The 12369-nt window shown below is 44.0% G+C and carries 11 protein-coding genes and 1 pseudogene; 1 reads left to right on the top strand and 11 read right to left on the bottom strand.

Going from position 1 to position 12369, the window contains the following annotated elements; translation table 11 throughout:
• Positions 1–19: 19 nt before the first annotated feature.
• The 7 genes and pseudogenes from AC3WTL_RS00515 to AC3WTL_RS00485 all read right to left on the bottom strand — a co-directional run.
• Positions 20–862, bottom strand: coding sequence for a radical SAM protein (locus AC3WTL_RS00515; protein ID WP_248349312.1), 843 nt, complete (start codon positions 860–862; stop codon positions 20–22).
• A 93-nt stretch (positions 863–955) separates the two neighbouring features.
• The gene (locus AC3WTL_RS00510; protein WP_222498649.1) at positions 956–1306 is read right to left on the bottom strand and encodes a VOC family protein; all 351 of its coding nucleotides are present in this window, start codon (positions 1304–1306) and stop codon (positions 956–958) included.
• 114 nt (positions 1307–1420) lie between these two features.
• The gene (locus AC3WTL_RS00505; RefSeq protein ID WP_492369367.1) at positions 1421–2887 is read right to left on the bottom strand and encodes a protein adenylyltransferase SelO; all 1467 of its coding nucleotides are present in this window, start codon (positions 2885–2887) and stop codon (positions 1421–1423) included.
• Positions 2888–3033: 146 nt separating this feature from the next.
• Positions 3034–3189: a DUF1540 domain-containing protein gene (locus tag AC3WTL_RS00500; RefSeq protein WP_064503396.1), complete on the bottom strand. Its 156-nt coding sequence runs from the start codon at positions 3187–3189 to the stop codon at positions 3034–3036.
• Positions 3190–3293: 104 nt separating this feature from the next.
• Positions 3294–3713, bottom strand: coding sequence for a YhfM domain-containing protein (locus AC3WTL_RS00495; RefSeq protein ID WP_226619378.1), 420 nt, complete (start codon positions 3711–3713; stop codon positions 3294–3296).
• 293 nt (positions 3714–4006) lie between these two features.
• A complete protein-coding gene (locus AC3WTL_RS00490) occupies positions 4007–4984 on the bottom strand; it encodes a tRNA dihydrouridine synthase (RefSeq protein WP_492368766.1) in 978 nt (325 codons plus the stop codon).
• Between the two features lie 191 nt (positions 4985–5175).
• Positions 5176–5307 (bottom strand): annotated as a pseudogene (locus AC3WTL_RS00485) (conserved phage C-terminal domain-containing protein); the annotation flags it as partial.
• Positions 5308–5514: 207 nt separating this feature from the next.
• Between AC3WTL_RS00485 and AC3WTL_RS00480 the strand changes: the two are divergent.
• A complete protein-coding gene (locus AC3WTL_RS00480) occupies positions 5515–7257 on the top strand; it encodes an ABC transporter ATP-binding protein (RefSeq protein WP_492368765.1) in 1743 nt (580 codons plus the stop codon).
• 130 nt (positions 7258–7387) lie between these two features.
• On the opposite strand, the gene rlmD is transcribed toward AC3WTL_RS00480, so the two are convergent.
• The 4 genes from rlmD to AC3WTL_RS00460 all read right to left on the bottom strand — a co-directional run bounded on the left by rlmD (position 7388) and on the right by AC3WTL_RS00460 (position 12353).
• Positions 7388–8776, bottom strand: a complete 1389-nt coding sequence (gene rlmD, locus AC3WTL_RS00475; protein ID WP_492368764.1) for a 23S rRNA (uracil(1939)-C(5))-methyltransferase RlmD — start codon at positions 8774–8776, stop codon at positions 7388–7390.
• Between the two features lie 19 nt (positions 8777–8795).
• Positions 8796–9677, bottom strand: coding sequence for a DNA-3-methyladenine glycosylase family protein (locus AC3WTL_RS00470; RefSeq protein ID WP_492368763.1), 882 nt, complete (start codon positions 9675–9677; stop codon positions 8796–8798).
• A gap of 212 nt (positions 9678–9889) precedes the next feature.
• Entirely contained in the window at positions 9890–10681 is a 792-nt protein-coding gene (gene pdaA / locus AC3WTL_RS00465; RefSeq protein ID WP_492368762.1) for a delta-lactam-biosynthetic de-N-acetylase, read from the bottom strand.
• Positions 10682–10799: 118 nt separating this feature from the next.
• The gene (locus AC3WTL_RS00460; protein WP_492368761.1) at positions 10800–12353 is read right to left on the bottom strand and encodes a fumarate hydratase; all 1554 of its coding nucleotides are present in this window, start codon (positions 12351–12353) and stop codon (positions 10800–10802) included.
• Positions 12354–12369: the final 16 nt, after the last annotated feature.

Here is a 12369-nt window from a genome sequence, read left to right as displayed (position 1 = left end):
TCATATTTACTTTAGTCAGCTATTTGCCATCAGGGCTGAACCCCGTCTTGGAGACACCTAATTGAATGGGTGCACCTTGAAATTCCTGCTCCAGCATTTTAAGTACCACTTTATATGCAGACGGATTATACCATTTCTCCAAACCCGACTCATCAAAAATCTTACGGATTCCCAGTCTTTCGGTCCTTCTTCCTCCGCTTCCATCCCCCATCCAAAAATCGTCAATCGTAACACGGTTGGCAATAGATTTAAGTTTTGCAGGAAATTCCCTCGAGCATGGAAGTAACGGGGCCAGTGTTGCCTGAGTTATAATTCCTGCATCTTTTATGTCTTTTAGTGCAGCCATTCTTGCCGGGATGGGAGGTGCCGCTGGTGCAAATGCTTTTCTGACTTCTTCTTTGTCTGTCTCGATTGTCATAGAAATTCTGATTCTATCTCTGAATTGCTGGAATAAATCGATATCCCGCTTTACCAATGGCGAACGGGTTTGTACATGTAAAAAGTCAGGCTGATTTTCAAGCATAACTTCCAATAAACTTCTGGTCAGTTTTGAGGTATATTCAATCGGCTGGTAAGGATCTGTGGAAGAGGACATAAATAAAGCAACTTTTCCCCTTTTTTTGGCTTTAGCCAATTCTTTCTCCAAAAGCTCGGCCGCATTTGATTTTATATCAATCCACGCACCCCATTCCTCTTCACGGAAAATGGAAACAGGGAGCTCCCTTACATAGCAATATTTACAGCCAAAAGCACAGCCCGCATAGGGGTTCAATGAATGAGTAAAATTGTCTATCGCACCTTTGGCAGGTGTTAAGATACTTTTTGATATGATTTCTTTAAGCTGTATGTTCAAGTCAATCACCAAATCGAATGTATGTTCTATATCAAAAGTAACATTGTGAGCTCATGATGTCAACAATAAGCACCAGCTTCTCCTCCCATTAGAACTCTTCTATCAATTAGTGAACTCAACTATTTCAATTTGATTTCCTGAAGGATCCTCAATAATGAAGTAACGGCCAGGAGGACATGGCTGAGGATTTTCAAAAAGCATTTTCACACCAGCTTCTCTCATTTTGCTAAAATCACTTTCGATATTCTTTGAGAGGATTCCAGGCAATACGTTTGATCCCGTTTTTTCATCTGCGCTTTCTTCCAGAACAACCGGCACATCATTATGTACAAGACTGACAATTTTATCTCCATAATGTTTCGATACTTTGAAGTCTAAAACCTCAGTATAAAAATTCACCGCACTTTTCAAATCCGTTACTTTGATCGTAATAACACATAATTGATTTAACATGGAAATTTCCTCCTTTTTTTAATCATAGATAGTATTCTTTTCTAAAATGAAAATTCCTGCATAATAAAAAATGCCCGACCCGATAATGGGTCAGGCTTTGCCTATTTATTGTTATTAAGTTCCGCAAAATGTTCGATAGGGTGCGCCGGTTGGCTCTGGAAGCCTGCAGTATTCTTCCTGATCTTCCCTATAAGCATAAGGATTCTCCAGCACTGCAAGAAGCTTTTTCATCACGCTGTAATCTCCATTGTTAACCGCTGCTTCCAGAGCTTCTTCCACCCGGTGGTTTCGCGGGATGACGGCCGGGTTGCTGGCCCTCATTAACTGATTTACTTCTTCTTTCGTTTCCTTCTGCCTGGTCAGCCTTTCCTGCCATTGACCATGCCAGCCGGCAAATTCCTGATTATTACCTAACACAGTGTTCTCAAGGTCGCCCAGCGTTAAGGCACGGAATGTGTTCGTATAATCGGCTTCAGACTTTTGCATAATCTTTAGAAGTCCGGTAAAAAGGGCTTCATCTTCTGCTTCTTCATTAAAGATCCCAAGCTTTGCCCTCATGCCGGCAAGCCAATAGTCCTGATACATTTTATTGTATTCTGAAATGGCGCCCTGAGCTATTTTAACAGCTTCCTCTTCCTCTTCATGCAGCAGAGGCAAAAGGGTTTCCGCAAATCTCGCCAGATTCCAGCCGCCAATATACGGCTGATTTCCATAAGCATAACGGCCTTCCCTGTCAATGGAACTGAAGACAGTTGCCAGATCATACTTATCCATAAAGGCGCACGGACCATAATCAATCGTTTCTCCGCTGATTGCCATGTTGTCGGTGTTCATGACTCCATGGATGAAGCCTATATGCTGCCATTTCGCAATGAGAGCAGCCTGACGCTGGATCACTTTCTTTAGGAGAGCCAGGTAAGGATTGTCATCTTCTTTGATTTCAGGATAATGACGCTCAATCGTGTAATCTGCCAAGGTTCTAAGCTCCCCAACAGGCCGCCAATTCGCCGCATATTGAAAAGTCCCCACCCGTATATGGCTATCCGCAACTCTTGTCAGGATCGCACCCGGAAGCATGGTCTCCCGGATAATGGCTTCCCCTGTTGTTACAACCGCCAGACTGCGGGTAGTGGGAATTCCAAGGGCATGCATGGCTTCACTGATAATGTACTCCCGGAGCATAGGGCCCAGAGCCGCCCGCCCATCTCCGCCGCGCGAAAATGGCGTTCTGCCGGAGCCCTTCAGCTGAATGTCGACCCTTTTATCCTCTGGTGTTATCTGCTCGCCAATCAGCATTGCCCGGCCATCCCCAAGCATATTAAAATGTCCAAACTGATGTCCTGCATAAGCTTGAGCAAGAGGTTCAGCTTCTTCTGGAACTTGAGAGCCTGAAAGGCCCTCAATGCCTGTTTCACTTGTCAAAGCATCCATATTTAACCCCAGAGATTTCGCCAGTTCCCCGTTAAGGATTACCAGCTCAGGGGATTGTACAGGGTTAGGCTTCATTTTTGAGAAGAATGTCTGCGGGAGCCGCGCATAGCTATTATCAAAATTCCATCCGATTTCATTGCTAATTGTCATCATAACTCCTTCCTTGCCTTCATGGTTTTATAGTCATTTTCCTTTATTATACCCTTTCTTGTAAAACATAGCGGGCATCTTTTTGTATGTAAAAAAACCTGACAGCCGGGATTTTTTCATCCTCCGGCGGTCAGGCTTTCTCATGCTTATGCATCTGGCTCAAACGTTTTACAGGCTGTTTCCTCTATTTCATCCGCTTCCCGGCCATTCTGGCCAATCACATAAATAGAGTCAGCTACACATTTATCACCTTCAGCCCAGTACTTACAGTTTTCCACGTTACACAAAACTTCTACTTCCATTTTTGGCCACCTCCTTTTGGTTTAGTGATTATATACCCCTTTTTTCGGATAGTTAACCATATGGGATAATATTCCAAATTGAGGCAGGAAAGCCTTGGAGGGAGTTAGTCTGAGAGGATTAGGCTTCTTAGTTTCTTTGTCATTTGCGGTGAAGTCTGGTAAATATCTTCATTGGTAATATACATGAATGCGCTCTTTTCATTATCCTCACCGAGCCATAAATGAATGCCGTGAGAAGGGAGATCTCCTTTGTATTCTACTGCTATATCATACTCAGGTTTACTAATATCTGCCTTCCCTGACTGTTTTACAGCAGTTGTTATTGCTTTTTCAAATACAGCGATCGATTTTCTGTCCTTGAAAGAAATAAAACTTTCTTCATTTATTCCGCCTAAACCCTCTGATTTTGAAACTTTGATTTCTTTGATTTCTTCATCTAAGAGAACCATTGTTTCAGCTGATTGACAGCCTGTTATGATTGCAAAAGAAAATACCATGAATGTGCATAATAAAAAAGCTTTCATCCTCGTACCTCAAGTTTAATATTTTGATTCTTTTCCTATATATTGTTGTTTTCGCTTAGCAATGCTGTCCGTTGATTTCCGCTCAAGGCTGCTCGCTTTCCGCGGGGCGGTCGGTGAGCCTCCTCGACGCTGCGCGTCTGCGGGGTCTCACCTGTCCGCTACTCCCGCAGGAGTCTCGCACCTTCCGCTCCAATCAACTCAGTAAATATAATACAAAAAGCAACAAACCTTGAAAAAAGCCAAAAATTTTTAAAAAAGGAGGATGGACCGCTAGCCCATCCCCTTTTATCAATTCAGTTATTATTTTCAAGATTCTGTGACGCAAAGGCATCAAGCAATTCACGCACTTCATTTGTTGACCTTGTGTTCATCAAATGATTTCTTAGTGCACTTGCCCCTGGGAATCCTTTGACATAGATCTTGAAGAAGCGGTGAAGTGCCGTGAACGGCCGCAGCTCTAAATGTGAATATTGATCATGGAGATCCATATGCAATCTTAAGAGGGCCAGCAATTCCTCACTTGTATGATCCTTCTTCTCCTTTTCAAAGGCAAATGGATTATGGAATATGCCGCGCCCAATCATGACTCCATCAATCCCGTATTTCTCGGCAACCTCCAAGCCCTTTTGACGATCAGGAATATCTCCATTGATCGTCAAAAGTGTATCCGGTGCAACCTGGTCACGAAGTTCCTTAATCTCCGGAATCAGCTCCCAATGCGCCGGCACTTTGCTCATTTCGTCCCGTGTTCGCAGGTGGATGGAAAGATTCGCAATGTCCTGCTCCAAAATATGCTTCAGCCAGGTCTTCCATTCGTCTACCTCTGTGAAGCCAAGCCTTGTCTTTACACTTACCGGCAAACCTCCTGCTTTGGCTGCCTGTATTAGTTCTGCTGCCAGTTCGGGACGGCGGATCAGCCCGCTTCCCTTCCCATTCTGGGTCACATTGGGGACCGGACAGCCCATATTGATATCCAATCCCTTAAAGCCCATTTCCGCCATCCCAATACTCATTTGACGGAAGTATTCAGGCTTATCTCCCCAAATATGTGCGACAATTGGCTGTTCATCCTCAGTAAAAGTCAAACGCCCTCGTACACTATTGACCCCCTCAGGGTGACAATAACTATCTGAGTTTGTAAACTCAGTAAAAAACACATCAGGTCTTGCTGCTTCACTCACCACATGGCGGAAAACAACATCTGTCACCTCTTCCATGGGTGCCAGTATAAAAAATGGCCGCGGTAACTCACGCCAGAAATTTTCTTTCATCTTTTCATTCCAATCCTCTCATTAAGGGATATCATGCTAACCCATATCCCAAAATTAAAAAGCAGCCTATTTCTGCTACTTATACACTTATACCATGGTTGGTCACTTTTTATCAAACTGCCTGCAGAGGTTTCACATTAGATATTTTTTCCTTAGTTTTTAATCAGCGGCTCTTTAGCAAATCCATTTAGTCAGTCTAGGTTAAAATCTTCCTCCCGCAGCTGTTTCGCTTGCGGCTTTTGATTTAAATACGCTTCAAATTTTGAGCCAAACAGTGTTTCAGGTCTCAGGTAGCGGGAATATTGCGGGTCTCTCTTCCACTCATGTTTTAGGCACATTAGTTTTACGAATATTCTGTACATAATTATTGCAATTAGATTATAATTTTCTTATCAATGATTAAGGAGGAATTTCAATGAGAAACATCATGAACAAAACCGTACAAACATATAAGGGGGAAACACTTCTATAATTGTAACGGTGTACTCCCTTATATGTGTTTAAATAAATAACACATAAAGGGGTAACTCATGGATTTTCCAGTCAAAAAATTTTTCTCTTATTATAAGCCTTATCGGAAAATGTTATTGTCCGTATTGGCATGTGCCTTTATCGTCTCTGCCTTGTCTTTGTTGTTTCCACTTCTCGTAAGGTATATTACAAAGGACGTCCTTGAAGGGAACCTGTCAATCGCATTAAAAAAAGTATTTTGGATTGGCGGGCTGATGCTTGTTCTAACCGCAATCCAAAATCTTGCGAATTACTTTGTTGACTTTAAAGGACATGAATTAGGCGCTCGCATGGAAAGCGCCCTGCGCGGCGAACTGTTTGAGCACATGCAAAAACTTTCTTTCAGTTTTTACGATAAAGAAAAAATCGGCAAGCTCATGTCGAGGATTACGAACGACCTGTTGATGCTTTCCGAGCTATATCATCATGCACCAGAAGATTATCTAAAATACCTGGTTCGTTTAATCGGCGCGTTTGTCATCTTATTTTTAATCAATGCCCCCCTGACGATTATTGTATTTTGCTTTTTGCCGTTCCTGGGTTTATTTATTTTTCAGCTTAATAAGATTGAAAACAGGGCATTAAGAAAGAACAAAGAAAGGATTGCCGACGTAAACGCTCAGGTAGAGGATAGTCTGGCTGGCATCCGCGTTGTAAAATCGTTCACCAATGAAAAAGTGGAAATTAAAAAATTCGCTCGTGAAAATAACCTCTTCCTTGAAAGCAGGATAGCCTTCTATAAAGCAGAAGCGATTTTTTACAATGGGGTACAAACATTTATCCAGCTGATTACAATTGCAGTTATTATTTTCGGCAGTGCCAGTATTGTAAAAAACACACTTGATTTAGCAGATTTAATTACTTTTTTGCTGTATATAAATTTTATGCTGGAACCGATTCAAAAAATGGTTCATATGAGCACGCAACTCCAGGAAGGAATTACCGGCTTTCAGCGCTTTATGGAAATTATGAATCTAAAGCCCGCAATTGAAAGCAAACCGAATGCCGTGAGTCTCAAGAAAGTCCTTGGTGAAATTGAATTCAGGCATGTTCAATTCCGGTATGAAGATAATTTGGATCATGTTTTGGAAAATATGTCGCTTAAAATAAAACCGGGAGAATATGTTGCCTTGGTTGGCCCATCGGGTGCAGGAAAAACGACTTTCTGCTCTCTTATCCCCCGCTTTTATGATGTAACTGACGGCAAGATAATGCTGGACGCAATTGATATCCGTGATATCAATCTTTATTCATTAAGAAAAAACATCGGTATCGTTCAGCAGGATGTTTACCTGTTTGCAGGAACGGTAATGGAAAATATCCGGTACGGGAATCCCCATGCAAGTGATGAGGAAATTATCGCTGCGGCCCAGTGCGCCAATGCACATGAATTTATCATGAAGCTGACAGACGGTTACCATTCTGAAATTGGTCAGCGAGGTGTCAGACTTTCGGGCGGACAAAAACAGCGGCTAAGCATTGCCCGTGTATTCCTTAAGAATCCGCCAATCCTCATTTTGGATGAAGCAACGAGTGCACTTGATAACGAAAGCGAAAGCATCATTAAGGATTCACTAGAATTGCTCGCTAAAGGGCGAACAACCCTCGTCATAGCCCACCGCCTTTCAACAATTCGAAACGCACAGCGGATTATCGTTTTGACTGAGGAGGGTATTGTCGAAGAAGGAACACACGATGCGCTGCTTGCAAAACATGGAGCCTATTCAAGCCTCTACTCCAAACAGTTTGAATCGATATTGTAATTTTCTTGTTAACTCGGCTCTTAAAATAGGACCGAGTTTTTGTTCGTGCCTTGGTATCCTCAGACATTTAAAACGGGAATGAATTAGTCAGATTTCCATTCCACAAACAAAAAGGCAACTCCCTTAAGGGTTAGTTGCCTTCTTTTAAAATGAGTTGCGAGACACACTCAACATGCGCCGTCTGCGGAAACATATCCACAGGCTGGATGCCATTTACTTTATATTTGGAGCTCAAGACCGAAATATCTTTCGCCAATGTTGATGGATTACACGATACATAAACCACTTTCTTTGGCTGGACTTTCAAAATAGTCTTTAACAGCTGCTGATCCAGACCTGTTCTTGGCGGATCGACGATGATGACGTCCGGCTTCCAGCCTTCTTTTGTCCATTTCGGAAGCCATTCTTCTGCTTTGCCGACCACGTATTGGGCATGCTTGATTCCATGGCGGGCCGCATTTTTCTTGGCGTCTTCAATGGATTCCCTGATGATATCCATGCCGCGGATTTCGGCTGCCTGCTCAGCTACCCATAGTCCGATCGTTCCGACACCGCAGTATGCGTCAGCTACTTTTTCCTTACCGGTTAAAGCCGCTGCTCTTTTGACTTCATTATAAAGCTTGACGGTCTGTTCAGGGTTCAGCTGGAAGAAAGTCCGTGCAGATAGTTCAAATTGAAGGTCTCCAAGTGTTTCCTGGATAAAGTCGCTTCCATCCAGATTCGTGGTTTCCTGTCCAAAAATAATGGAGGTTTTTTCACCGTTCACGTTTTGGATGATGGACTTTACTTCAGGCAGCTCACTTTTTATTTTTTCGATAATGATCTCTTTTTTTAGAAGCTCTTTTTGAGCTGTAATTAATACGATCTGCAGCTCGCCTGTCTGTATCCCCACCCTGGCAACGATGGTTCTCACGATGCCTTTGCGGTTTCTCTCATTATAAATGGGGATTCGCAGGTCCTGGAGAATCCGCTTCACTGTTTCTGTCGCCTTTGTTGTCTGCGGATGCTGGACCGCACAGTGCTCAATATTAATCAGGCGGTGCGAATTCATGCCATATAAACCGGCCAGGACCTTCCCGTCTTTTTGGCCAACCTGGAACTGGCTTTTATTTCTGTAGCTCCATGGATCTTCCATTCCAATGGTTTCTTTTATATCCAGCTTCTCAGGATTCAGCTTGGTGTGCCGTTCTAAAGCTTGAATAATGATATCCCGCTTTTCCTTCAGCTGCTGATCATAGCGGAGATGCTGCAGCTGGCAGCCGCCGCATTCATGATAGACCGGGCATGGGGGCTGGACGCGGAACTCCGATTTTTTGCGGATTTTCTTGATTTTGGCCTCTGAAAACTTTGGATTTACCTTTGTGGCTTCTGCTACGATTTCCTCGCCAGGCAGTGCCCCAGGTACAAATACAACCTGCCTTTTAAAATATCCGACACCTTCACCATTGATGCCAAGCCTTTTAATTGTCAGCGGGAACGTCTGCTTTAGTTTTAATTTAGCTGTTTGTTCTTGTTTCATGATCCTTTATCACTCCAAATTACTCGATGCTTCTCCACAAATAAAGCGAAGCATAGCTCAAATAAGGATTCCAGCTCTTTGAAAATGTCTCCATCTCTTCCAGAGTCGGTTTCGCTTCTAATTTATATAGTTTTTTCAAGGCATTTTGAATGCCGATGTCTGCAGCCGGAAAAAGATTTGGCCGGCCAAGCCCGAACATTAAGAAATTCTGGACAGTCCAGGGTCCGACACCGCGCAATTTGATCAGTTTATCATAAATTTCTTCATCTGCAAGGTTTCTAAGCTCATCAAAGTTTAAATTTCCCGCGGCCGCTTCTTTTGCAATGCCAATCACATATTCAGCCTTCCGTCCGCTGAACTGCAGTTCCCTCAGGTCCTCCACCTTAAGTTCCGCCACTTTTTCAGGCAGCGGATAGAACCACACACCGTCTTGTTCAAATCCAAAGGTTTTTACAAACCGTTCTGTCAATGTGTGTGCGAATGCAAGATTCAGCTGCTGGTGAATAATGCATTTCAGAATACAAGCATATGGATCAAAGTCGAGCACAATAGGTGTTCCATAATGCGCTTCAAATATCGGCTGTAATTCTGTGTTTTGAAAATGCCTGTGAATGGTCTCAAGCGGCAGATGCCATTGAAATATTTCCGATAAGCGCTCTGCTGCTTTTTCTTTAAGGGGGCCATCCGTTCCGGAAATTAAGAATTCCGGCTGTTCCGTCGTTCCGATTGCCTTTACTTCTGCCACAACCGGCTGATGCTTAAGCATCATGGGCACTTTCACAGACCTATCCTCTATATTAACCTGATTAAGAGGATCGTTCGAAAGCCTGTCCAGTACAAGATCAAAATTATAAGGTCCTTCTACTTGTATCTTTTCCAAGAAGAATCCGTCCTTTATCATTTTCCCCGATTATAGCATTTTTTGCTGTTATTTTTCTAAAATTGTTCGCTTATGTAAAAATAGACCCTGAAGAACGGGTCTATTTCATGCAAATATTGAAATTCAGCTGTTTTACCGGCCGATATTGGAGATTTACCGGCCATTTTAAGGAAGATACCGGCCAAAGTACATTATTTACCGGCCGAATTAAAGGTTTTACCGGCCAAACCTAATCAGTACAGCATCCGCTCCTCAATCGCCTGCTCCCATGTCAAGTCGTCGAGGCTCTTAAACGTGTACCCGCGTTTTTTCAGATCCTGAATGGCTTTTTCTAGAGCATCTGCATTGTCCTTTGAGACTGTGTGCAGAAGCAGAATACAGCCAGGGTGGATCTGGCGCATAATATTGTCGTAAGAATACTGCCAGCCCTTCTGCCGGTCAGTGTGCCAGTCTACAAAAGCGAGTGACCAGAATACGTGCGTGTAGCCTTCCTTTTTAGCAAGAGCCAGTGTACGCTCACTGAATATCCCGCGCGGCGGCCGCAGATAAGCCATATGCTTAACACCAGTCAGCTTTTCGGTTTCAGCACGGACCATTTCGAGCTCTCTGATAAATTTCTCATCGCTCACTCTTGTCATATCAGGATGATGCCAGGAGTGGTTGCCAATGATATGCCCTTCAGCCGCCATCCTCTTGACGAGATCGGGTGCGCTTTTTAAATAATGGCCAGTTACAAAAAAGGCAGCAGGGACATTTTCCTTTTTTAAAACGTCCAGGACCTGTCCGGTATAGCCGTTTTCATATCCATTATCGAATGTTAAATAGATCTCCTTCTTGCTTGTGTCGCCTTTATAATAAGAGCCATGCCGTTCAAGGAGGGAATCGAGCGGCTTGCCTGCTTCGGCGGGCACTTCATTTTTTGCTTTTTTAAATCCCCAATGAACCGGCGAGTTGCCGTAGTTTGCATGAGCTGTTCCGGAAAAAAACAGAATAAATACACTCAGGAAGATACTTAATTTTTTCATCTGAGCTCCTCCAATATTTTTTCTTAGTGTTTGTGAATGGAATAAAAACATTCACAGGGCCGGCTGGCAAAAATGCACAAAAAAAGAGAGACCGCATGCAGTCTCTCTCGTTCCTATATTAAAATACACGCTCTTGAAATTGAGCCAATTTCTCAAGTGAAGATTTATCTACATCACGATGAAGGCTGTTGCCGTGGGAATCCATTGTCACCACTGCGGTAAAGCCTTCAACCTTAAGGTGCCACATGGCTTCAGGAATACCGAATTCCATCAGGTCCACACCTTCAACAGACTTGATGCAATCTGCATAATATTGTGCAGCTCCTCCGATTGCATTTAAGTAAACGCCGCCATGCTCCTGAAGTGCTGCCAATGTTTTCGGCCCCATTCCGCCTTTTCCAATTACTGCACGGATGCCAAACTTTTTCATGATATCGCCCTGATAAGGCTCCTCACGAATACTTGTAGTCGGGCCGGCTGCTTTTACATGCCACTTGCCGTCTTCATCCTTCATCATAACCGGACCGCAGTGATAAATAACCTGTCCATTAAGGTCAACTGGTGCATCATGATCCATTAAGTGGTGGTGGATGGCGTCGCGCCCAGTGTACATCATGCCGTTGATTTGAACGACATCACCGACCTTAAGACTGCGAATCTGTTCTTCCGTGATCGGCGCCTGCAGTGTCACGATGTTTGTTTGCTCAGCTGTTTCTGCTGCTGCCGCTGTCTCAAGCTCAGCTTCAGTTGCACCAAAGTCGACGTGCTCGCCTTCCTGGTACATCCATTCATTAATTTCGCCTGTTTCCATGCTGATTGCCACGCCAAGACGGCGGAACGCCCAGCAATTATAGGCAACAGATACGAAGAAGCTGGCAGGAATGCGGTTCATCACACCGACTTTACAGCCCAGGAGCGTTGTTTCCCCGCCGAAGCCCATTGTTCCGATGCCAAGCTCATTGGCGTTTTCCATCACATAGTCTTCAAGCTTGCGAAGATCTTCATTTGCGTTCACATCATCTACAGAACGGAACAGCTGCTCTTTTGCCAGGTCGTAGCCTGAAGAGCGGTCTCCCCCGATTCCCACACCGATGAAACCGGCGCTGCAGCCTTGTCCCTGGGCCTGGTATACAGAGTGCATAATGCACTTGCGGATTCCATCCAAGTCGCGTCCAGCGCGGCCAAGACCGTCAAGTTCACATGGAAGGCTGTATTGGATATTTTTATTTTCACAGCCGCCGCCTTTTAAGATCAGGCGTGCGTCAATATAGTCTTTTTCCCATTGCTCAAATTTAATAACAGGAGTGCCAAAGCCAAGATTGTCCCCGCTGTTGGCTCCTGTCAAAGAATCAACAGAGTTCGGGCGAAGTTTTCCGTCCTTGGTTGCCTGGGCAATTGCGTTTTTGATCGCTTCTTTCATAACCAGCTGGTTCGCACCGACAGGCGTCTTGATTTTGAATGTCGGCAAGCCGGTATCCTGGCAGATTGGCGACACATTATCATCGGCCATTTTAATATTATTCGTAATCGTATCCAGGCTCATCGCCGCTCTCGTGCCGGCATTTTCTCTTTCTTTCGCTGATTTAATCGCACGGCGCACGTCACGCGGAAGATTCGTGGATGTCTCAACGATCAGCTGATACATGCTTTCCTGAAATTTGTCGATATTCATTGCTTTAGTCCCCTTC

It is taken from the genome of Cytobacillus sp. EB106-05-05-XG126 (assembly GCF_058791715.1).
This window is presented reverse-complemented; position numbering and strand designations above follow the sequence as displayed.

Coding starts and splice junctions, on each gene's coding strand:
- AC3WTL_RS00510 (WP_222498649.1), bottom strand. CDS start 1,306: ATGTTAAATCAATTATGTGTTATTACGATCAAAGTAACGGATTTGAAA.
- AC3WTL_RS00505 (WP_492369367.1), bottom strand. CDS start 2,887: ATGACAATTAGCAATGAAATCGGATGGAATTTTGATAATAGCTATGCG.
- AC3WTL_RS00500 (WP_064503396.1), bottom strand. CDS start 3,189: ATGGAAGTAGAAGTTTTGTGTAACGTGGAAAACTGTAAGTACTGGGCT.
- AC3WTL_RS00495 (WP_226619378.1), bottom strand. CDS start 3,713: ATGAAAGCTTTTTTATTATGCACATTCATGGTATTTTCTTTTGCAATC.
- AC3WTL_RS00490 (WP_492368766.1), bottom strand. CDS start 4,984: ATGAAAGAAAATTTCTGGCGTGAGTTACCGCGGCCATTTTTTATACTG.
- AC3WTL_RS00480 (WP_492368765.1), top strand. CDS start 5,515: ATGGATTTTCCAGTCAAAAAATTTTTCTCTTATTATAAGCCTTATCGG.
- rlmD (WP_492368764.1), bottom strand. CDS start 8,776: ATGAAACAAGAACAAACAGCTAAATTAAAACTAAAGCAGACGTTCCCG.
- AC3WTL_RS00470 (WP_492368763.1), bottom strand. CDS start 9,677: ATGATAAAGGACGGATTCTTCTTGGAAAAGATACAAGTAGAAGGACCT.
- pdaA (WP_492368762.1), bottom strand. CDS start 10,681: ATGAAAAAATTAAGTATCTTCCTGAGTGTATTTATTCTGTTTTTTTCC.
- AC3WTL_RS00460 (WP_492368761.1), bottom strand. CDS start 12,353: ATGAATATCGACAAATTTCAGGAAAGCATGTATCAGCTGATCGTTGAG.